Annotated in this window: 20 protein-coding genes; 13 read left to right on the top strand and 7 right to left on the bottom strand. The window is 68.6% G+C overall.

All coding sequences use genetic code 11. The features are described 5' to 3' along the window. Positions 1-109 precede the first annotated feature (109 nt). Entirely contained in the window at positions 110-841 is a 732-nt protein-coding gene (locus tag IE302_RS18000) for an ABC transporter permease (RefSeq protein ID WP_191255694.1), read from the bottom strand. 42 nt (positions 842-883) lie between these two features. Continuing rightward, the gene (locus IE302_RS17995; RefSeq protein ID WP_191255693.1) at positions 884-1,822 is read right to left on the bottom strand and encodes an ABC transporter ATP-binding protein; all 939 of its coding nucleotides are present in this window, start codon (positions 1,820-1,822) and stop codon (positions 884-886) included. Between the two features lie 190 nt (positions 1,823-2,012). Between IE302_RS17995 and IE302_RS17990 the strand changes: the two genes are divergently transcribed. Beyond that, positions 2,013-2,591: a TetR/AcrR family transcriptional regulator gene (locus tag IE302_RS17990; RefSeq protein WP_191255692.1), complete on the top strand. Its 579-nt coding sequence runs from the start codon at positions 2,013-2,015 to the stop codon at positions 2,589-2,591. After that, positions 2,592-3,503, top strand: a complete 912-nt coding sequence (locus IE302_RS17985; protein ID WP_191255691.1) for an SDR family NAD(P)-dependent oxidoreductase — start codon at positions 2,592-2,594, stop codon at positions 3,501-3,503. Positions 3,504-3,609: 106 nt separating this feature from the next. Here the strand turns inward: IE302_RS17985 and IE302_RS17980 are convergent, their stop codons facing one another. The 3 genes from IE302_RS17980 to IE302_RS17970 all read right to left on the bottom strand — a co-directional run bounded on the left by IE302_RS17980 (position 3,610) and on the right by IE302_RS17970 (position 5,961). Beyond that, positions 3,610-4,023, bottom strand: a complete 414-nt coding sequence (locus tag IE302_RS17980) for a VOC family protein (protein WP_191255690.1) — start codon at positions 4,021-4,023, stop codon at positions 3,610-3,612. Positions 4,024-4,105: 82 nt separating this feature from the next. Continuing rightward, positions 4,106-4,762: a response regulator gene (locus IE302_RS17975; protein ID WP_037307422.1), complete on the bottom strand. Its 657-nt coding sequence runs from the start codon at positions 4,760-4,762 to the stop codon at positions 4,106-4,108. After that, on the bottom strand, positions 4,759-5,961 hold the full coding sequence (locus tag IE302_RS17970; RefSeq protein WP_444541943.1) for a sensor histidine kinase: 1,203 nt from the start codon (positions 5,959-5,961) through the stop codon (positions 4,759-4,761). Before IE302_RS17970 ends, IE302_RS17975 begins: the two co-directional genes overlap by 4 nt. A 195-nt stretch (positions 5,962-6,156) precedes the next feature. On the opposite strand from IE302_RS17970, the gene IE302_RS17965 reads away from it, so the two are divergent. From IE302_RS17965 to IE302_RS17915, 11 genes are all read left to right on the top strand, one after another. Continuing rightward, the gene (locus tag IE302_RS17965; protein WP_191256268.1) at positions 6,157-7,689 is read left to right on the top strand and encodes a dynamin family protein; all 1,533 of its coding nucleotides are present in this window, start codon (positions 6,157-6,159) and stop codon (positions 7,687-7,689) included. Between the two features lie 134 nt (positions 7,690-7,823). After that, complete coding sequence (locus tag IE302_RS17960) at positions 7,824-8,303, top strand: YqeB family protein (RefSeq protein WP_191255689.1); 480 nt, start codon at positions 7,824-7,826, stop codon at positions 8,301-8,303. Beyond that, on the top strand, positions 8,300-8,956 hold the full coding sequence (locus tag IE302_RS17955; RefSeq protein ID WP_191255688.1) for a TetR/AcrR family transcriptional regulator: 657 nt from the start codon (positions 8,300-8,302) through the stop codon (positions 8,954-8,956). The genes IE302_RS17960 and IE302_RS17955 overlap by 4 nt, the downstream gene beginning before the upstream one ends. 38 nt (positions 8,957-8,994) lie before the next feature. Next, positions 8,995-9,492 (top strand): nucleotide exchange factor GrpE, encoded by a 498-nt coding sequence (grpE, locus tag IE302_RS17950; protein ID WP_191255687.1) that lies wholly within the window; start codon positions 8,995-8,997, stop codon positions 9,490-9,492. Beyond that, positions 9,489-11,324 carry a dynamin family protein gene (locus IE302_RS17945; RefSeq protein ID WP_191255686.1) on the top strand — a complete coding sequence of 612 codons (1,836 nt, stop codon included), beginning with the start codon at positions 9,489-9,491 and terminating at the stop codon, positions 11,322-11,324. The genes grpE and IE302_RS17945 overlap by 4 nt, the downstream gene beginning before the upstream one ends. A gap of 92 nt (positions 11,325-11,416) precedes the next feature. Further along, the gene (locus IE302_RS17940) at positions 11,417-12,136 is read left to right on the top strand and encodes a DUF6802 family protein (protein ID WP_191255685.1); all 720 of its coding nucleotides are present in this window, start codon (positions 11,417-11,419) and stop codon (positions 12,134-12,136) included. A 407-nt stretch (positions 12,137-12,543) separates the two neighbouring features. Beyond that, positions 12,544-14,367 (top strand): phosphoenolpyruvate carboxykinase (GTP), encoded by a 1,824-nt coding sequence (locus IE302_RS17935; RefSeq protein ID WP_191255684.1) that lies wholly within the window; start codon positions 12,544-12,546, stop codon positions 14,365-14,367. Between the two features lie 84 nt (positions 14,368-14,451). After that, positions 14,452-15,324: an LLM class F420-dependent oxidoreductase gene (locus IE302_RS17930; protein ID WP_191255683.1), complete on the top strand. Its 873-nt coding sequence runs from the start codon at positions 14,452-14,454 to the stop codon at positions 15,322-15,324. After that, on the top strand, positions 15,321-15,926 hold the full coding sequence (locus tag IE302_RS17925; RefSeq protein ID WP_191255682.1) for an ABC transporter ATP-binding protein: 606 nt from the start codon (positions 15,321-15,323) through the stop codon (positions 15,924-15,926). Before IE302_RS17930 ends, IE302_RS17925 begins: the two co-directional genes overlap by 4 nt. After that, the gene (locus IE302_RS17920) at positions 15,920-17,167 is read left to right on the top strand and encodes a DUF6297 family protein (RefSeq protein ID WP_191255681.1); all 1,248 of its coding nucleotides are present in this window, start codon (positions 15,920-15,922) and stop codon (positions 17,165-17,167) included. Before IE302_RS17925 ends, IE302_RS17920 begins: the two co-directional genes overlap by 7 nt. 76 nt (positions 17,168-17,243) lie before the next feature. Further along, positions 17,244-17,819 (top strand): EndoU domain-containing protein, encoded by a 576-nt coding sequence (locus tag IE302_RS17915; RefSeq protein WP_191255680.1) that lies wholly within the window; start codon positions 17,244-17,246, stop codon positions 17,817-17,819. Positions 17,820-18,087: 268 nt separating this feature from the next. Here IE302_RS17915 and IE302_RS17910 read toward each other — a convergent pair whose 3' ends face one another. Beyond that, a complete protein-coding gene (locus IE302_RS17910; protein ID WP_191256267.1) occupies positions 18,088-18,372 on the bottom strand; it encodes a helix-turn-helix domain-containing protein in 285 nt (94 codons plus the stop codon). 187 nt (positions 18,373-18,559) lie between these two features. Further along, on the bottom strand, positions 18,560-20,176 hold the full coding sequence (locus IE302_RS17905; RefSeq protein WP_191255679.1) for an alpha/beta hydrolase: 1,617 nt from the start codon (positions 20,174-20,176) through the stop codon (positions 18,560-18,562). Between the last annotated feature and the right edge of the window lie 44 nt (positions 20,177-20,220).

Genomic DNA, 20,220 nt, shown 5'->3' with positions numbered 1-20,220 from the left:
GGACCGGGCTGCCCCCCGACAGGCGGCCCGGTCCTTGTTCCCCTTTTTCTCCCCGGCCGGACGCCCTGCTCCCCCGAGCGGACGTCCGGCTTCTCCCCTGTGGAAGTTCTTACGCGTCGCGCTTGTCGGCGACGACCAGCGAGATGACCAGCATCACCAGTGCGAAACCGGCGAAGTAGGCCAGCGAGCCGCCCTGGCTCAACGGCGCGTCCGCGGCGGCGGGACCCGAACCGTTGAGGAACCTGTCCGCGACGTGGAACGGCATCCAGTCGTAGATGTCCTTGCCGATCTTCGGGATGAGCTGGATCAGGTTCTCCACCGCGAGGGTGTAGATCAGCAGGAGCGAGATGGCGCCGGCGCTCTGCCGGATCAGGATGCCGACGGCGACCGCGATCACCGAGGCGAGCGCGAACACGACGCCGACCCCGGCGACGCTGATCCACTCCGCGGTGGTGTTCAGCATGAGGTCTTCCGGCCGCATGACCGAGGCGAGGCCCCAGGCGGCGAACGCGGCGATCTCGCCGATCACGAGCGAGAGCAGCGCGACGACGCCGGTCTTCGCGAGCAGCGCCGACTTGCGATTCGGCACGGCCTGGAAGGTGGTGCGGATGGTGCCGAAGCGGTATTCGGTGGTCACCGAAAGCGCCGCCAGCACCATGATCACGGTCATGCCGAAGACGTAGCCGAACTGGGAGTTCGAGACGTCGGTGAATTCACCCGCCGGGGCGGCCCCGGCGAAGATGGCGGCGAAGCCGATCACGACCGCGAGGGTGATCAGCGCGCACCACCAGGGTGAGCGTGTGGTGAACAGCTTGATGCGTTCCACAGCGAGCAGAGTCATGGCTTTTCTTTCCTCAACAGTGTTTTCGAAAAGAGTGAACGGCTACTGGGCGGCGGAGACCACTTCGGCGGCTTCGGCTTCGAGACCGGTGTGGTACTCGACCGAATCGCCGGTGATCTGCATGAAGGCCTGCTCCAGGGAGCCGGTCTGCGGGCTGAGCTCGTGCAGCACGATCCGGTTGGCCGCGGCGATCTCGCCGATCTTGGCACTGTCCAAACCGGACACGACGATCGCGCGGTCCTCGTCGGTGACCTGGGCGCTCGCCTGCGTCAGCGCGGAGCGCAGCTCGGGCAGTTGCGGCGACCGGACCTTGACCGTGTTCTCGGCGGCCCGGGCCACGAAGTCCTCGGTGGAGGACTGGGAGATCAGCTGTCCCTTGCCGATCACGATCAGCTGGCTCGCGGTCAGCGCCATCTCCGAGAGGAGGTGCGAGGAAACGAACACCGTGCGGCCGTCGTCGGCCAGCCGGTGCATGAACTTGCGGATCCAGAGGATGCCCTCGGGGTCGAGGCCGTTGACCGGCTCGTCGAAGAGGAGGACCTCCGGGTCGCCCAGCAGCGCCGCCGCGATCCCCAGTCGCTGCGACATGCCGAGGGAGAACCCGCCGGCGCGCTTCCCGGCGACGCTGGTGAGCCCGACGATCTCGAGCACCTCGTCGACCCGGTTCGCCGGGATGTTGTTGGACCTCGCCATCCACTGCAGATGCGCCCGCGCCGACCGGTTGGGGTGCACCCACTTGGCGTCCAGCAGCGCGCCGACCGTCCGCAGCGGCTCCTTCAGCTCGCGGTACTGCTTGCCGCCGATGCGCACCTGACCCGAGGTCGGATTGTCCAGGCCGAGGATCATCCGCATGGTCGTCGACTTGCCCGCCCCGTTGGGGCCGAGAAAACCGGTGACCTTCCCGCTCGCGACGGAGAAGGACAGGTTGTTCACCGCCAGTGTCTTGCCGTACCGCTTGGTGAGGCCAGCTGCCTCGATCATGTCTGCTCCCCTCGGCGACTGCGAGAACAATCGTCGTCCATGTGGGTGGCCGAGCGCGTCATCCTGAGGTGCCAACCTGGTACCCGACCTGAGAAGTAGCTTGCCGTCTCCGGACGGCGTACGCGATCGGTGACACCCCTGAGAGTGACCCTGAATCGCCAGGGTTAATGAACCATGGTTCAATAATCGTATGGCGAGGCCTCGCACCATCACCGACGAGCGACTGCTGGAAGCGGCGGGGACCGTGATCGGCAAGGTCGGACCCGGTTTCACGCTGGCCCAGGTGGCTACGGAAGCCGGCGTCGCGGTCGGCACCGTCGCCCAGCGGTTCGGTTCGAAAAGCGGCCTCCTCCAGGCGCTGAGCCGGTTGAACACGCAGTCGGTCGTGGGGCTGATGCGGGAATGCGGCGAACTGGCCGATCCCGTGGAGGCCCTGCGCGCGGCGGTCGTCGTGATCTACGAGGGCCTGGGGACGGCGGAAACCGCGGCGAACCATCTCGGGCAACTGGGGGTGGACATCGGCGATCCGGACCTCCGCGCCCTGCTCGGTGACCATTTCACCGCGGTGGAAGCGGAATTGCGGCGGCTGATGCGGGTCGCGGCGCGTGACCTGCCGGGCGCGCCGGGGGTCGTCCGTGCGGCGCGGGTGCTGCTGGGGGTGGCGAACGGGGCCGCGCTGGATTGGTCGATCCGGCCGAAGGGCCGGATCGTCGACCGGCTGGGGCAAGACGTGGACGCGGTGCTGACCGCGTGGAAAGGAGTGTCCTGAATGGACCGGAAAGTGGCCGTCGTCACGGGGGCGACGCGAGGATGTGGCCGGGCGATCGCGGTGGAACTGGGCAGGCTCGGCTGGACGGTGTTCGTCACCGGCCGCACGACGAGGGACCGGCAGTCGCCGATGAAGCGGTCGGAGACGATCGAGGACACCGCGGAACTCGTCGACGCGGCGGGTGGCCGGGGGATCCCCGTCCGCACCGACTTCACCGAAGTGTCCGATGTGGACGCGCTGAAGGCGCGGATCGAGTCCGAGGTGGACGGCCGGATCGACGTCCTGGTCGACGACGTCTGGGGTGGCGACCAGTTCGCGGACTTCGACGGGGCGTACTGGGACTCCAGTCTCGACGACGCGCTCTCGCTGGTGCACAACGCGATCGACACGCACCTGATCGCGTTGCACCGGCTGCTGCCGCTGGTCGTCCGGAAGGAGGGCGGACTCGTCATCGAGGTCACCGACGGCGACCACGACGAGTACGTCGGCGCGGGAATCCCGTACTTCCTCGCGAAATGCGCCATCCGGGCGATCGGCCGGGCACTCGGCGCCGAACTGAAGAAGTACGACTGCGTCGGCATGACCGTCACGCCGGGTTTCCTGCGGTCGGAGGCGATGCTCGACTACTTCGGGATCACCGAGGAGAACTGGCGTGACGCGGTGGGCAAGGCCGCCCCGGTCGACTTCGCCATCTCGGAGACCCCGGCGTTGCTCGGGCGGGGTGTCGCGAAGCTGGTGACCGACCCGGAGGTCTCGCGGTTCGCGGGCAAGACGCTGGCGTCGTGGACGCTGATGAACGAGTACGGCCTGACCGACGTCGACGGCTCGCGCCCCGACTTCGGCAAGTGGATGGCCGAAGTCCGGGAAACGGGCAAGGACACGGCGACGGCCGACCACTCGCTCTACCGCTGAGACCGACCCCTGAACCGACGCAATCAGTCGGCTACTTGCCTGGTCGCCTTGCGGCGCGCGAACGCGGTCAGGGCAAGTAGCCGACTAATTGCGGGGTGGCGCAGCGCTACTTCTTTCCGGCCAGCACGTCCAGGTAGTGCTGGTTGAACATCACGCCGAGGACGTTGCCGAACGGATCGACGACGGCCGCGGTCACGAAGCCCGGACCGCGCTCGATGATCGGCTCGTACTCCTTCGCGCCCTTGTCGAGCAGCTTCGCGAAGGCGTCCTCGACGTCGTCGACGGCCCAGTTCGCGATGGCCCCGCCGGGGCCGGGCTGGGCCAGCGGCGGCCGGTAGTCGCCGCGGACCAGGCCGAACTCGTGCTGGTAGTCGCCGATCCGGAACTCCGCGTACGCCGGCTTCTCGTCAGGGCCGTTGCGGACGAAGTACGGCTCGATCCCGAACAGGTCCGAGTACCACTCGATCGCGGCGCCCAGGTCGTCGGCGTAGAACGTGGTGGTGGTGAGACCTCGCAGCATTTCCAACTCCTCGGTTAGTGGCTTCGAAGAGAAGGATCCATCGCAAAGTGCTCACCGAATGACCACTTTTCTCCGGCGGGTTTCAGCTCACCCCGGGACGCGCCAGCCCGGTCTCGTAGGCGAGCACCACGGCCTGCACCCGATCCCGCAGATCGAGCTTGGACAGGATCCGCCCGACGTGCGTCTTCACCGTCGCCTCGGACAGGAACAGCGTCTCGGCGATCTCCAGGTTCGAGAGGCCCTTCGCGATCAGCACGAGCACCTCCCGCTCCCGCTCGGTGAGGACGTCGAGCTCGGCCGCGTCCCGCATCGGCTTCCCGCCGCCGCCGACGAACCGGTCGAGCAGCCGCCTGGTCACCGAAGGCGAGACCACGGCGTCGCCCGAAGCGACCGCCCGCAGCGCCGACACCAGGTGATCCGGCTGCGTGTCCTTCAGCAGGAACCCGCTCGCCCCGCCCTGCAGCGCCGAATAGACGTACTCGTCCAGGTCGAACGTCGTCATCACGAGCACCCGCGCCGTCCCGGCCTCGACGATCCGCTTCGTCGCCTCGACCCCGTCCAGCACCGGCATCCGGACGTCCATCAGCACGACGTCGGGCCGCAGTTCCTCCGCCAGGCGGATGGCCTGCGCGCCGTCACCCGCCTCGCCGACGACGTCGATGTCGGCCTGCGCGCCCAGGACCATCCGGAACCCGACGCGCATCAATTCCTGGTCGTCGACGACCACCACCCGTATCACGTCGCCAACCTAACCGGGAGCCTCGCGTGCACCTGCCACCCTCCACCGGGAGCGGGCCCGACCTCCAGCGTGCCGCCGAAGACGTTCGCCCGTTCCTTCATTCCGATCAATCCGTTCCCGCCCGGGACGGCGAGCTTCCTCGGCGGCGCAGTCTGCGCCGCCGTCTTCGTGGCGGCGGGCACCAGCTGCTTCGCGCGGCCGGCGCCGTCGTCGGTGACCCGGACGTCGATCACGTCCTTCTCCCGCCGCACCAGCACCTCCGCCTGCGCGCCCTGTCCGGCGTGCTTCAGCGTGTTCGTCAACGACTCCTGCACGATCCGGTACACCCCGAGGGAGACACCGGCCGGCAGCCCTTCCAGCGCGTCGGAACCGATCGCCAAGGTCACCGGCACCCCCGCCTGGCGGATCCGGTCCGCGAGGTCGGTCAGCGCGCTGGCGTCCGGCTGTGGCACGCGCGGCTCGTCGTCACCGTCACTGCGGAGCACGTCCAGCAGCCGCCGCAGTTCGGCGAGCGCGCCGCGGCCGGTCTCCGAAATCGTCTGCAAGGCCCGTTTCGCCATCTCGGGATTCCCGTCGACCGCGTAGGACGCGCCGTCGGCCTGCACGACCATCACGCTCACCGCGTGCGCCACGACGTCGTGCAGCTCACGGGCGATCCGTCCGCGTTCCTCACCGACGGCGATCCTGGTCGCCTGGTCCCGTTCCGTCTCAAGTAGATGCAACCTGGCTTCCACCTCCTCGTGATAGGCGCGCCTCGCGCCCGCGAACTCGCCGAGCGTCCAGCACAGCGCGGCGGAGAAGACGCCGATGATCACCAGCACCCACATGTCCTCCGGCGGGTCGATCCACATCTGGACCCCGGAGACGACGAAGGTCGCCAGCAGGTACAGCAGCCCCTGTTTGCGTCCCACGTAGACCAGCACCGAGTAGATGCTGATGACCAGCGCGAACGCGCTGGCCGCGCCCAGTTCCAGCGCCCCGTGCGGGATGCCGATCAGCAGCAGCAGATACGCCGACCACAACGGTGCCTTCCGCCGGAAGACCAGCGGGGCGACCATCGCGACGTCCAGCGGAACGACCACGTACCAGGGCGGCATCGGGACTTCCGGCGTCTCGACCGCCGCCACGTAGAACAGCAGGTCGGTCAGCAACAGGACGACGGCGATGAGACTGTCCCCCGCCATGGGGTGGGCACGCATCCAGAGGCTCAACCGTCGCACCTGGTAACACTATGTCGGCCCGCGCCGTCCGCGCGTCGGTCGCCGGTACCACCTTCGGTGCGACCCGAGGATGAGCGGCATGGCACGATTCGGGTCGGGTTGCTCGACGACTGGGAGGGTGTGGGCGCCGTGACGTCAGCGACGGAACAGGGCCGTCTCGCCGGCCCGCTGTCGATGTCGGTGGCGAACCTCTGCCACCGCCTGCAGCCCCAGGTCTCCGCGCGCACCGCCGCCGGGTTCGCCGAGGTGCTGCGCAGGCTGGGCGGACCGCTTCAGGTCGCCGTCGCAGGCCGGATCAAATCGGGTAAGTCCACACTGGTCAACGCGCTGATCGGGCGCCGGGTCGCGCCGACCGACGTCGGCGAGTGCACCCGGCTGGTGACCCGGTTCCAGTACGGCACGGTCGACCGCGTCGAGATCGTCTTCAACGACGGCCGCAAGCAGGTGCTGCCCTTCGCCGCCGACGGGATGATCCCGGCCGAGCTGGGCATCGACATCGACCAGGTGTCGCATATCGAGGCGTACCTCACCAACGCGGTCCTCCAGGGCATGACCGTCATCGACACCCCTGGTCTCGGATCGCTCGACGCCGCCTCGGTGTCGCGGACCGAGCAGCTGCTGGGCGCGGCGAAGCACCGCAAGCCCGACGACGAAGAGGACGACGAAGAGGGTTCGGACGAGCTGGACGACACCTCGCGCAACGCCGTCGCGGGTGCCGAGGCCGTGCTCTACGTCGTCACACAGGGCGTGCGCGCCGATGACCAGCAGGCGCTGGCCGCGTTCACCGCCGCGACCGCGAGCCGCGAGGCCGGCCCGGTCAACGCGATCGCGGTGCTCAACAAGGCGGACACCATCGCGCCCGAGTCGGTCGAAGGTTCCGGCGGCGACGTGTGGAAGGCGGCGACACTCTTGTCGGAGAAGCAGGCCTCGACGCTGAAGCCCCGCGTCGCGGACGTGCTCCCGGTGATCGGGCTGATCGCGGAGTCGGCCGAGTCCGGCGGGTTCACCTCCGGCGACGCCGAAGCGCTGCGTCAGCTGTCCGAGATGGACGACGACATCCTCGAGACCATGCTGATCTCGGCGGACATCTTCACCAGCTGGGAATGCGACGTCGCGGCGGGCACGCGGCTGCGGCTGCTGGAGAAACTGGACCTCTTCGGCGTCCGGTACGCCGTCGAGGCGATCCGCGCCGAACCGGAGATCACCGCGGGCTCGCTGCGGCGGAAGCTGCTCGACGCCTCCGGTCTCGAAGCCGTCCGCCAGCGGCTGAGCATCGTCTTCGCCGCCCGCGCCGACGGCATCAAGGCCGCCGCCGCGCTCGCCTCGGTCACCGCGCTGGCCCACGCGTCCGGCGACCCGGCCGAACGGCAGCGCGTCCATGACGCGATCGAAGTCCTGCTCGCCAAGCCCGAGGCACACCAGCTCCGGCTGCTCGAAGCGCTCACGCTGGTCGCGTCCGGCGCCGTCGACATGCCCGAGGACCTGTCCGAGGAGGTCCTGCGGGTCGGCAGCAGCGCCGACATCGGCGCCCAGCTCGGCAAGCCGGGCGCTCCCCGGGCAGACCTCGCCGCCCACGCGCTGGAACGCGCCGGCTGGTGGCGCTCCTTCGCGTCCTTCGGCGCGACGCCCGCCCAGAGCCGCGTCGCGCACGTCGTGCACCGGGCGTACTTCCTCATCTGGCAGCAGATCCGGGAACCCCAGGCCTGACGACCCCGCACTACCTTCGCATTTAGTCGACTACTTGCCCTGACCGTGGCCAGGCGTCGGAAAGCGTCCAGGCAAGTAGTCGACTAAATGCGAAGGATTTGATAAACCGAGCGCTCGGTCTAATAATGGGCCCCATGGAAACGATCGTCGACGAGCCCCAGTGGCTGCGCACGGCCTCCTGGGTCGGCTGCCCGCTGCTGGGCGCCGGGCTCGGCTGGTTCCTCCAGTCGATCTCCGGCTGGGTGGCCTCCCTGAGCTGGGTCCCGTTCAAGGGGCCGTTCCAGCTCGTCTCGGACATGCCCGGCCCGTGGGGCGTCGTCACCGGGATCGGCGTCGGCCTGGTCCTCGGCCTGGCGTTCGCCGCGGTCTGGGCGCACGAGCGGCTGATCGTCAAGGTGACGCCGACGCGCATCACGCTCACCACCAAGGGCCGCAGTCGCGCTTACGAAGCCAAGCTCCAGGCCGTCTTCCTCGACGGCAAGGAGCTCGTCCTGCTCGCCTCCGACGGCCGGGAACTGGCGCGGCAGAAGGGCGACGTCGACCGCAAAGCCGTCGCCGCGGCCTTCACCGAGCACGGCTACCCCTGGCACGCCGAACCGCCGGCGGTGAAATGAGGACGGTCGACCCGGCCAAGCACGAGGCGAAACGCCGCACCATCCTCGACGCCGCCGCCTGGTGTTTCTCGGAGAAGGGCTTCGAGAAGACCACCACGGCAGAGATCTGCCGCGCCGCGGGGATCAGCACCGGCAGCCTGTTCCACTACTTCCCGAACAAGCGCGCGGTGTTCGTCGGCATCTTCGAGCAGGACGGCGACGAGACCGCGGCCCTGATCGCGGCCGCCCACGAGATCGAAGATCCGTGGGAGGCGATCCTCCACGTCCTCTTCAGCGTGTCCGAACAGCTCCTGAACCCGATGGCGGCCAAGCTCGTCCTCGAGGTCGCCGCACAGTGCGCCCGCGACGCCGAGCTGGCCGAACTCGTCCAGGGCAACGATCGCGCCTTGCGTGACGCCCTGATCGGTCTGGTGAAGCGGGCGGTGGAAGCGGGCCGGATCGACCCCGGCCTCGACCCGAAGACGGCCGCCAGCTGGCTCGTCGCGATGATCGACGCGCCACTCTCCCGGGTGATTCTGGAGCCGGACCTCGATCCGGCCGCGGAACTGGCGGTGCTGAAGGTGCTTCTCTCCAGATTCCTTCGTCCCGTTCTGCCGAATTCGCCCCCGGCGAGCGGCCGGGTGTCCGACACTGGTGGAATCTCCCCGGGCTGATCGGTCGGCCCGGGACACCAGTTACGGGGGTCGATCCGGTGGGTGCCTGGCTGCGCAAGAAGGCGGTCGAAGAGGAGAATCCTGACGATGTGCCGACCAACCAGATCTCGGCCGTGAGCATCGCGGCGATCATCGCCGAAGCGGACGGCGAGACTTCGCCGTCCGAGGGAACCGAGGCCGCCGAAGCCGCGTCGAAACCGGATGTGGAGTCCACGACCACGGGTCCGGCCGACCTCGAACAGGCTCTCGCCGACCGGCAGGCGCTGATCCAGCTCTGCCTGTACGCCCTCGACCGCGCCCGCAGCGGCGGCGTCGTCGAGCGGCTCGAACACGGTCTCGCCGGGATCGGCGTCCGTGCCCTGCGCCCGGACGGCGAGCGGTTCGACCCGGCCGTGCACGAGGCGGGCGGCGCGGTCGCCACCGAGGACCCGGCGCTCGAAGGCCTGGTCGCGGAGACCGAGGTCGTCGGGTTCGCCGATCACGACCGGGTCCTGCGCGCGCCGATCGTCATCGTCTACGCGAAGAAGGCCCAGTGACCGCTCCGAGCGCGGCGGCCAACCTCCCGGCCCTCGTCAAGAGCACGCGCGAACAGCTGCTCACCGTCGTCCGCGAAGCCGATCCGCAGGCCGCGAAATGGGTCGAGGACATCCGGAAGGCACGGCCGAAGAAGCCGTCGGTCGTGGTGGTCGGCGAGACCAACCGCGGCAAGAGCTCGCTGGTGAACGCGCTCCTGTCCATGCCGGGACTGTCCCCTGTGGACGCCGACGTCGCCACGGCGACCTACCTCGTCTTCGAGCACGCCGAGCAGTGGTCCGCGCAGGCCTGCTATCCGGGCCAGCTGGCGCCGGTGCCGATCAACCTCAACGACCTGATCCGCTGGGTCTCGGCCGCGCACGAGCTGCCCGAAGGCCAGCTCCCGCCGCGCTACGTCGAGGTCTCCGGCCCGGTCCCGCTGCTCGAACGTGTATCCATTGTGGACACGCCGGGCGTCGGCGGGCTCGACTCGATGCACGGCGAGCTGGCGAAGGAGGCGGCCGCCGGCGCCACCGCGCTGCTGTTCGTCGTCGACGCCTCTTCGCCGTTCACCGCGCAGGAGCTGCAATTCCTGCACGACATGGGCGAGCGCGTCGAGACCGTGCTGTTCGCGCTCACCAAGACCGACCAGTTCCGCGGCTGGCGCGAGGTCCTCGAAGCCGACCGGCGGCTGCTCGCCGAGCACGCACCCCGGTTCGCCGACGCGGTGTTCCACCCGGTGTCCGCGCGCATGTTCGAGACGGCGGCCAAGGCCCCGAACGAGCAGATGGCGATGATGCTGCGCGAGAAGGCCGGGATCGCCGCGCTGCAGGGCGCGCTGCAGGAGCTGCTGGTCGGCCGCTCGGCGATGCTGGGCGAGGCCAACACCCTGCGCGCGCTGTCGAGCGCGCTCGCCGAGCTCAAGGCGAAACTGCAGGCCGAAAGCCGTGCGCTGTCCGCCGGTGAGGCCGAGGCCGAGCAGCTGCGCCAGCGCCGCGACGACCTGAGCACCGAACGCCGGTCCTCGACGCGGGGCTGGCAGCTGAAACTGCGCGCGGAGATCCAGCGGACCCGGGTCGAGGTCGGGCACGAGACCAGCAGGCAGATGCGTGACGCGTCGACGCATTTCCGGCAGCTGATCGACGGCTCGAAGCGCGACGAGCTCGCCGCGCTGCCCCAGCAGGTCGACATCGCGCTGCAGACGACGTCGCAGCGGATCTCGATGCTGCTCTCCCAGCGCCTCAACCAGGTCACCAACGTCGCGCTCTCCGAGCTGTTCTCGGCCGAAGAGCTCGACATCATCCGGGGTCAGTTCGCCAGGGCGGGCGGCCCGCCGGTCGTCCTGCGCCCGCCGGACAAGAAGCCGCCGACGGCCGAGGACAAACTGCTCATCTTCATGGGGGTTTCCGGTGGTCTCGGCGCCGGGAAGGTCGCCGCGCTGCCGCTGGCGGGCGTCGCGATCCTGAACCCGGTGATCCTGCCCGCGACGATCATCATCGGCCTCGGCGCCGGCTGGTGGATGGCGCGGACCCGCAAGCACGCGTCGGACAAGCAGCACATGAAGCAGTGGCTGGTCGAGGCGATCGCCGACGCGCGGTCCACGTTGGACCAGCTCGTCGCGGAACAGCTGATCGAAGCCGAACAGCAGCTGTCGATGGCGCTCGACGAAGCCCTCGGCCGCCGCATCGACGCGATCGAAGCGGAGCTGAAGGAAGTCGACAAGACGATCAAGATGGGCGCGCAGGAACGGGCGAAGAAGATCTCGATCGTCGCGAAGCGCTTGAAGGACGTTTCCGACGGCCGCGACCGCGCCGAGGCCCTGCTCGGACGCATTCGGTCACTTCGCGACGCCTGACCAGGGTGGCCGGTGTTGTGGACCGGAACCGAACCGGCCTACGGTGAGTCATAGGCTTCGACACACCAGCAGGTCAACGAGGGGGTTATCCCATGTGGGTCGACGAGAGCGGCGGCACGGACACCGAGGCGGGCTCCACGGAGGCGGTCACGGTCCACGTTGACGGCGAGGAGTACCAGGCCGAGCTCAACTACGACCTCGACAAGGACGGCGTCAACGACGCCGCGGTCATCCAGCACGAGGACGGCACCGGTCAGGCGTTCGTCGACACCGACGGCGACGGCGACGCCGACCAGTACGCGGTGCTCGACGAGAACGGCAAGGTCGTCCAGGAGGCCGTCTACGACGAGGCTTCCGGAGCCTGGGTCGAGGCGGGCGGCAGCGACGACAGCGGCAGCGACGCGGGCACCAGCGGCACCATGCACGCCGACATGCCGAGCGGCGACGTCGAGGTCGGCCCGCCGACCATCGACACCGACGGTGACGGAACCCCGGACACCGCCGTCATCCAGACGGAGGACGGCCGCACGATCGCCTTCACCGACAAGGACGGCGATGGCAAGGCCGACATCGCGGTGGAGACCGACGCCTCCGGCAACTCCAAGACCTATGAGCACACTGGACCCGGTCAGTGGACCGAGACCGGCAGCGGCGTGGTCAATGAGGACATCGGCTCGGCCTTCGCGAGCACTCCGAACGACGCCGCGGGCGACCCCGCGGGTGACGCCGCCTGGGGTGGCGCGGGCACCGAAACACTCGAAGGAGTGGCGAAGATCGATTCCGGCACCGGCCAGTGGATCAGCCAGAACTAAATCCTGAAATGGACTAAACCAATAGAAGAATGGTTTAGTCCATTTCGATGGGCCAATTCGTGTAATCCTGGTCACAGAAGAGCCCGGTACGAGACCTCGTACCGGGCTTTCTCGTGTCCGATTCGCGCTCTGTTCGACTCCTGGTTGTGCCGTCGATCACCGGAAGAATTTCTGCGTATGGCCCATTCCGGTGATACTGAATCGATTCCCTTATCGTTCTTGTGAGAGAACCGACAGGTCAGCTCTCGGTTACCTGCCGGTCATCCGGCTACTCTCGGGGAATCCCAAAACCTGCACACCGGTCTTCCCGCCGGTGTGCGAAGCCATTCGGTCGCCGGCATCGAAGCCCGCATCGGAACAGCGTCGTTCCCGATGTGGGCTTCTGCCGTCGGAAGTCAGGAGTAGAGATGACCGCAGTCGCCATCCCTGGACTGGAAAAAGCGCCGACGACGCACAGTGGCGTCCTGTCCTGGGTCCGGGAGGTCGCCGAACTGACCACTCCGGACCGCGTGGTGTGGGTCGACGGGTCCGACGAAGAGGCCGCGCGCATCAACGCGGAACTGGTCTCCGCCGGCACGTTCGTGCAGCTCGACGCCAAGCCCAACTCGTACTGGGCCGCCTCCGACCCCAACGACGTCGCCCGCGTCGAAGAGCGCACCTTCATCTGTTCGAACGATGAGGAAGACGCCGGTCCCACCAACAACTGGATGGACCCGGCCGAGATGAAGGCCACGATGACCGAGCTGTACCGCGGGTGCATGCGCGGTCGCACGATGTACGTGATCCCCTTCTGCATGGGCCCCCTCGGTGCGGAAGACCCCAAGCTCGGCATCGAGATCACCGACTTCGCCTACGTCGTCGCCTCCATGCGCGTGATGACCCGCGCCGGCAAGGCCGCGCTGGACAAGTTCGTCACCGAGGACGGCACCGAACGCTCGTTCGTCCCCGCCCTGCACTCCGTCGGCGCGCCGCTGGAGCCGGGCCAGAAGGACGTCTCCTGGCCGTGCAACACCACCAAGTACATCTCGCACTTCCCCGAGACCCGCGAGATCTGGAGCTACGGCTCCGGCTACGGCGGCAACTCGCTGCTGGGCAAGAAGTGCTACTCGCTGCGCATCGGCTCGGTCATCGCCCGTGACGAGGGCTGGCTGGCCGAGCACATGCTGATCCTCAAGCTGATCTCGCCGGAGGACAAGGTCCACTACGTCGCGGCGGCGTTCCCGAGCGCCTGCGGCAAGACCAACCTCGCCATGCTGCAGCCGACCATCCCCGGCTGGCGCGCCGAGACCCTCGGCGACGACATCGCCTGGATGCGGTTCGGCGAGGACGGCCGCCTGTACGCGGTGAACCCCGAGTTCGGCTTCTTCGGCGTCGCGCCGGGCACCGACTGGCACACCAACCCCAACGCGATGCGCACCATCGAAAAGGGCAACACGGTCTACACGAACGTCGCGCTCACCGACGACGGCGACGTCTGGTGGGAGGGCATGGGCGAGAAGCCCGCGCACGCCACCTCCTGGAAGAAGCAGGACTGGACGCCGGAGTCGGAAGAGAAGGCCGCGCACCCGAACTCGCGCTACTGCACGCCGATGTCGCAGTGCCCGATCCTCGCGCCCGAGTGGGACGATCCGCAGGGCGTGCCGATCTCGGCGATCCTGTTCGGCGGCCGCCGCAAGACCACCGTCCCGCTGGTGAACGAGGCCCGCGACTGGCAGCACGGCGTGTTCATGGGCGCCACCATGTCGTCGGAGACCACCGCGGCCGCCGCCGGCGCGGTCGGCAACGTGCGCCGCGACCCGATGGCGATGCTGCCGTTCCTCGGCTACCACGCCGGTGACTACTTCAAGCACTGGCTGGACCTCGGCAAGAACGCCGACGCGAACAAGCTGCCGAAGATCTTCTACGTCAACTGGTTCCGCCGTGGCGACGACGGCCGCTTCCTGTGGCCGGGATTCGGCGAGAACTCGCGGATCCTGAAGTGGGTCATCGACCGCGTCGAGGGCAAGGGCAACGCGAACGAGACCCCGGTCGGCTTCGTGCCGAGCGCCGAGGACCTCGACACCGACGGCCTCGCGGAGCCGCTGGCCGACATCCAGGCCGCGCTGGACGTCTCGGCCGACGAGTGGCGCAAGGAACTGCCGCTGATCGAAGAGTGGTTCGAGAAGATCGGCGACAAGGTCCCGTCTTCGCTGCGTGACGAGCTGGACGCGCTGAAGCAGCGCCTCGGCTGATCATCTGAACGGGTCGAAGGCCTCATCCTCACGGTCATTCCTGAGGATGAGGCCTTCTTCTTCCCCGCTGGGTACCGTGGCCGCATGCTCAAGTTCGGCGTCAACATGGTCGTCCCGGATTCCCGTGCCGCCTGGGTCGAGAAATGCCGCAAGGCCGAGGATCTGGGGTTCGACGTCATCGGTGCCGCCGACCATCTCGGCATGGCGCCGCCGTTCCCGGCCCTGGTGCTCGCCGCCGAGGTGACGAGCCGGCCACGGCTCAACACCTTCGTCATCAACACCGCCTTCTACAACCCGGTGCTGCTGGCCCGTGACGTCACCGGCACGGACCAGTTCACCGAAGGCAGGCTTGAGCTCGGCCTGGGGGCCGGCTACGTGAAAGCCGAATTCGAAGCGGCGGGGATGGAATTCCCCCGGGCCGGAAAACGCGTCGACCACCTCGAAAACACCATCAAAGAACTCAAACGGCTCTACGCCGACGAAAACCACAAACCGCCCACGGTACAGAAACCGGGGCCGCCGCTGATGATCGCCGGACGAGGCGACAGGCTGCTCACGCTCGCCGCCGAACACGCCGACATCATCGGCTTCACCGGCACGGCGGCCGTCCCCGACGGCGGCGCGCTCGCCGTCGACGACGCCGCCGGGATCGAGGAGCGGGTGAACTTCGTCCGCGGGAAACTGAACGGCCGTGAAGCCGAATTCAACATCCTCTCGCATTTCGTCGCCGTGGTCGAAGACCGGCGAGAAGGTCTGGAAAGCCTGCGGGAACTGCTCGACGGCGCGCTGACCGTGGACCAGCTCGCCGAATTGCCGACCGCGCTCGTCGGGACGCACGAGCAGATCGCGGACCAGATCCTGGCGCATCGCGAGCGGTTCGGCTTCGGCTATTTCACCGTGCTGGAGCACAATATGGACGCGCTTTCGCCGGTGATCGAGTTGTTGCGCGGCCGATGATCGACGTACGCGGGCTCGGCGTCCAGGCCGGGGAGCACTGGCTGTTCGACGGCCTCGATTTCGAGGTCGAGGCGGGCGAATGCGCGGTCATCGTCGGCCCGAACGGGGTCGGGAAATCGACGCTGCTGCGATGCCTGTACGGAACGCAGACCTCGCAGCGGGGCCGGATCGTCGTCGCGGGCGGAAAGCCCGACGAACGCGATGTTTCCTTTCGCCGCAAGGTTTCCGTGTTGTTCGACGATTCCGATTTCTTCGCCGAACTGACCCCGATCCAGCATCTCGAACTGCTGGAGGGCTCCTTCGGGGCCGATCTCGGTGACCACGAGGCTTTGCTGGCCGACGCGGGATTGTCCGAACGCGCGAAGGTCACCGCGGGCAAGTTCTCGGCCGGGCAGCGCCGTCGCCTGTTGCTCCTCGGCGCGACGGCGCGGCCGCACGACGTCCTGCTGCTCGACGAGCCCGAACGGGCGCTCGACGCCGCCGGAAAGGAATGGCTGACGTCGCTGATCGCGCGGTCGACCGAGGCCGGGGCGGCGGTCGTCGTGGCCACGCACCATCCCCCGCTGCTCGAAGCGGCCGACTCGACCCTCGAATTGTGGTAGGCACGAAAGCCCCCACGCACGTTCCGGGACGACAGCGATTCGGCGGACTGCTCAACGGGGACTACCAGACGTTCTTGGCGCTGTTCGGTTTCGGCGCGCTGTTCACCGCGTTCGAGAACCTCCCGAAGCTGCGTTCGATCCTTTTCGGACTGTCCGTTGTGGACTTCCCGGCGGTGTTCGGGTTGCTGGTCGTGCTGTGCGCGATGTTCTGGCGCAGCCTGTTGCGGCGCGGCTTCGTCTGGGCCGAACCGGCGGCACTGACCTGGATGGACTTCGCGAGCGTCGACAGGCGCCGTGTCGTCGTGAAGCGGATGTGGACGCTCTGGCTCGGGCTGGTCCTGGTGGTCGGCTATACCGGGGCGCTGGTCACCGCGATCGGTGGCGGGTCGAAGGACGTGTGGATCGCGATGTCGGCGTTGACCGTGTCCGGGGCGATCCTGGCCGCCGTCACCGCGCGGCGGACGGCGATCCGCGGGGAGACCGCGGGACCGATCGTGCTCGCGCTGGCCGGTCTGGCGGTGGCCGCCGCCGGGCTGGGCCCGATCGCGGTCGAGGTGCTGGCCGGTGTGCTGTTCGTCGTGGCGGTCGCGGTGGCCTTCGGCGGCGAGCCGATGTCCGGGGTCGGGCGCCAGGAACTCGTCGACGGCTGGAACGCGCGGCTGCTGCGGGCGATGGCGGCGGTGTTCATGGATCCGATGCTGCTGATCCCGGAATCGAAGCCGGTGCCGTGGCTTTCGCTCCGGCGTCCGACGGCGCTGCGGCTGGCGTGGTCCGGGGTGCTCGGCCGGCGGCGTTACGCGTCGGCCAGTGTGGTGGCCGCGTGCCTGGTCGGTGTCGGGCATCTGGCTTTCCCGGCTGTCCCGGCGGCGCCGCTGTTCGCTGTCGGCGCGTACGCGGCGCTCGTGCCGTTCGTCGGCGGGCTCGGTGAACTGTGGCGCAATCCCGGCCGCAGGCGGTGGCTCGGCGCGTCCGATTGGGAGTTGCGGCTGGTCAACGGCCTGGTGGTCGCGGTGCTGGGCCTCGCGTGGGGAGTGCTGCTGGCCCTGGTGACGCTGACGCTCGGGGTGACTCCCGCGTGGCCGGTGTGGCTCGCGATCCCGCTCGCCGTGGTCGCCGCGCTGCGGACGGCGACCCGGCCGCCGATGAATTACGACGTCAGCGGCGGGGGCGCGGCACTCCAGGCGATGCGCGGCCTCGACGTCCTGGTGGTCGGCGCGGTGCTGCTCAGCGTGACCGGCTGAGGTCACCCGTTCCCGCGTTCGGATCATTCGGATACTCCGAACGCGGGTTACCCTCGATGCGACGAAAGGAGCACGAGTGGGCGGCGGGCACGCACCGGGCAACGGGCGGCGGGCGACCAGCGAGTTCCCCGTGGGCTGGAACGACGAGCAGATCATCGCGGTGATCAAGGACGTCGCGAACGATCCGAGCGAACCACGCCGCAGACAGCACAACGGCCGCTGGCGCTGCGCCGGGGAACGGTACGGCGTGCACCTGATCGTGCTGGTCGAGGACAACGGCAACGTCAAGACGGGCTACCCGGTGGCGGGCCCCGGCGTGGTCCGCAATCCGGACACCGCGGCGGACCCGGCGAACCCGACCGTCGCCGACCTCGCCGCCGGCCGCATCAGCTTCTTCGGCGACAGCCTGCTCGACCAGCTGGCCGACCGCGTCGCGCCGGACGTCCTGGCCTTCTACCGCACGCTGCACTGGTCGGGTGAGTGGGAGGAACTGGCCGATGTCCTCGTCGCGCACGCGATGAACGAGAACCTGCGGCTCTCCGTGGACGAATACGCGACCCTGGAAAGCCTGCTGAACAGCTTCGACCTGCCGATCGACGGCTTCCTCTACCTGAACGACCGGGCCCACACCCTGGCCACCCTGCGCCCCTGACCCCCACTTTTGCACTCACCCCGCGAACCCCACCCCCCACCCGTCCCTGGGGGGCGCGCCCTGCACCAGCGTATCGGCCGGGGGTGACGGGGCCGGGGCCGAAAGCGGTCGGGGGCGGGAGTTGTCCACAACGGTGGGGACCTGTGGACAGAGGGCGTGTGGGTGAAGGGAGCCTTGCCCGCATCCGATGTGGGGAAAGCGCCCTTCGCCGCGTCTGATGCGGGGAAAGTCCCCTTCAGCCCAGGCACCCGGCTCAGCCCAGCACGGCTCAGCTCGCTTCAGCGACCTCGGCGATGTCCGGAGCGCCGCCCTCGGCGGCGGCCCGTAGCACGTCCAGCGGAAGCCCGACGGCGTCCGCGAGCGCCATCACCGTGAAGAAGGCGGGCGTCGGGATCCGGCCGGTCTCGATCTTCCGGAGCGTCTCCACCGAGATCCCGGCCTCCGCCGCGACCTCGACCATGCTCCGCGACGCCGACGCGCGCGCGTCCCGGAGCGCCAGCCCCAGCCGCTCGCCCCGTTCGCGTTCCTCGTCCGTCAACGGCACTCGCACCATGAGCCCAATACTAATACCGGTCGAACCGTCCATGCCGGAGCCGTCGCTGTAATCCGGGATTACAGCGGATGCCATCCCCACAGAGTTACCCCCAGGCTGTGGATAACTCTGTGCACAGGTCTGTGGACCGTTCAAAAGAAGGGCCCCGCCGAGCCGGAACTCGACGGGGCCACAATCCCTAGGGGCTTCAGCCGCCCGCGGGCACCGGAAGTGGGAGTCCGGGGAGGCTCTGGTCGTTCGGCACCTTGCCGTCGACGAGGAAGTCCTCCACGACCTTGTCCACACCCGTGTTGCCGCCGGCGTAGATGCCGTGGTCACCCTCACCGGTCACGGTGATCATCCGCGAGTTGGCGAACGCGCGGTGCGCACGGGTCGCGCCCTCGATCGGGGTCGCCGGGTCGTGCACCGACTGGACGATCAGCACCGGCGGGACGCCGCGGCCGTCGAGCTTCGGCAGGTCGACCGGCTTGTTCTTCCAGAAGATGCACGGCTGGATGAGCCAGCCGGCGCCGAGCAGCGGCAGATCGCGGTCGATCAGCTTCTGCGACTGGCGGATGACGCTCTGCCGGTTGCCGGTCCACGGGCCCTCGTTGCAGGGGATGGACCAGAAGCTGGCGTTGTAGGCGTCGCCGTCGCTCGGGACGAACAGCGGCTGCGGGCCGATGACGCCGTCGGCGTCCACCGTCTCCGCCTTGACCTTCTGCGCGGCCGAGGCCTTCTGCTGCTGCGAGCCGGAGCCCTCGGTCAGCGTCTTCAGGTTGACCAGGTAGTCGGCCAGCGCCGGGAAGTTGCGCTTCGCGTAGAGGTACGACGCGATGGTCGAGTCGAGCGCGTTGGCCGAAACCGGGACGCCGTCCACCTCGACCGGGTTCTGCGTCAGCGCGAAGCGGACCTTCTCGTAGCTCTGGCGCGCGGCTTCACCGTTCTTGCCGAAGCCGTAGACCTTGTCGTACTTGCCCATCCACGGCAGGAAGTCCTGACGCCAGCGGCGCTCGAAGCCGAGCGGCTGCCCGTCGAACGAGTTCTGCCAGGTCGTGGTGAACTCGGTCGACGAGTCCAGCAGGAAGCGGCCGGTCCGGGTGGGGAACTGCTGCGCGTAGTGCGCGCCCATCCAGGTGCCCGCCGAGTAGCCGACCCAGTTGATCTTGTCGCGGCCGAGGAGGACGCGCAGCAGGTCGATGTCGCGGATGGTCTGGGCGGTGTTGATGAGCGGGCCCAGCTCGCCGGACTTCACCTGGCACGAGTCCGCCGCGTACTTGGTGGCGTCCAGGATCAGGTTGAGGTTCGCCCGGCTGCGGTCGCGCGGGTCCAGGTCGGAGCCGGTGCCGATCGCGTTGCCGCAGGTGATGTTGGTGCTCTTGCCGGTGCCGCGCGGGTCGAGACCGATGATCTCCTGGTTGGCGCGCAGCTTCGTCTGGTTACGCAGACGGGCCGGGAAGTTGCGGCCCGGAGCGCCGGGTCCACCCGGGTTCGTGATGACGCTGGCCGTCGCGGTGCCGCTGGTGGCGGCGAGGCGGCTGACGGCGATCGTCAGGTCGATGCCTTCGTTCGTCTTGTACCAGTTGCGCGGCGAGCGGTAGGTCGCGCATTCGATGTTCTCGGCCCCGGGAGGCGGCGCGGTCGGCAGCTCGTTCGCCGTGCACTTGTGCCAGTCGAGCTTCTGGTTCGCGTACTGCGCAGGAATGTTGGTGGAGTTCAGAGGCTGCTGTTTGGCAGCCTCCGGTCCTGCGAACGCAGGAGTGAACCCGGCCAGCATGGTGCCGGCGACAGCCGGGATCACCACCGCATAGCGGAGTTTCTTCATCCGATGCCCCTTTGATCTTGCGTGCGAAGTTCCTGTTCGCGACT

The sequence above is a fragment of the Amycolatopsis oliviviridis genome, from assembly GCF_014654365.1.
Lineage (GTDB): Bacteria > Actinomycetota > Actinomycetes > Mycobacteriales > Pseudonocardiaceae > Amycolatopsis > Amycolatopsis oliviviridis.
The sequence above is the reverse complement of the archived record's forward strand: the minus strand, read 5'-3'. Positions and strand labels throughout refer to the sequence as shown.

What these genes read in the sequence shown, in the direction of transcription:
- IE302_RS17905 (WP_191255679.1), bottom strand. Translation starts at nt 20,176, where the DNA reads ATGAAGAAACTCCGCTATGCGGTGGTGATCCCGGCTGTCGCCGGCACC.
- IE302_RS17940 (WP_191255685.1), top strand. Translation starts at nt 11,417, where the DNA reads ATGTGGGTCGACGAGAGCGGCGGCACGGACACCGAGGCGGGCTCCACG.
- IE302_RS17995 (WP_191255693.1), bottom strand. Translation starts at nt 1,822, where the DNA reads ATGATCGAGGCAGCTGGCCTCACCAAGCGGTACGGCAAGACACTGGCG.
- IE302_RS17930 (WP_191255683.1), top strand. Translation starts at nt 14,452, where the DNA reads ATGCTCAAGTTCGGCGTCAACATGGTCGTCCCGGATTCCCGTGCCGCC.
- IE302_RS17965 (WP_191256268.1), top strand. Translation starts at nt 6,157, where the DNA reads ATGTCGGTGGCGAACCTCTGCCACCGCCTGCAGCCCCAGGTCTCCGCG.
- IE302_RS17910 (WP_191256267.1), bottom strand. Translation starts at nt 18,372, where the DNA reads ATGGTGCGAGTGCCGTTGACGGACGAGGAACGCGAACGGGGCGAGCGG.
- IE302_RS17925 (WP_191255682.1), top strand. Translation starts at nt 15,321, where the DNA reads ATGATCGACGTACGCGGGCTCGGCGTCCAGGCCGGGGAGCACTGGCTG.
- IE302_RS18000 (WP_191255694.1), bottom strand. Translation starts at nt 841, where the DNA reads ATGACTCTGCTCGCTGTGGAACGCATCAAGCTGTTCACCACACGCTCA.
- IE302_RS17985 (WP_191255691.1), top strand. Translation starts at nt 2,592, where the DNA reads ATGGACCGGAAAGTGGCCGTCGTCACGGGGGCGACGCGAGGATGTGGC.
- IE302_RS17960 (WP_191255689.1), top strand. Translation starts at nt 7,824, where the DNA reads ATGGAAACGATCGTCGACGAGCCCCAGTGGCTGCGCACGGCCTCCTGG.
- IE302_RS17980 (WP_191255690.1), bottom strand. Translation starts at nt 4,023, where the DNA reads ATGCTGCGAGGTCTCACCACCACCACGTTCTACGCCGACGACCTGGGC.
- IE302_RS17970 (WP_444541943.1), bottom strand. Translation starts at nt 5,961, where the DNA reads ATGCGTGCCCACCCCATGGCGGGGGACAGTCTCATCGCCGTCGTCCTG.
- IE302_RS17955 (WP_191255688.1), top strand. Translation starts at nt 8,300, where the DNA reads ATGAGGACGGTCGACCCGGCCAAGCACGAGGCGAAACGCCGCACCATC.
- IE302_RS17990 (WP_191255692.1), top strand. Translation starts at nt 2,013, where the DNA reads ATGGCGAGGCCTCGCACCATCACCGACGAGCGACTGCTGGAAGCGGCG.
- IE302_RS17935 (WP_191255684.1), top strand. Translation starts at nt 12,544, where the DNA reads ATGACCGCAGTCGCCATCCCTGGACTGGAAAAAGCGCCGACGACGCAC.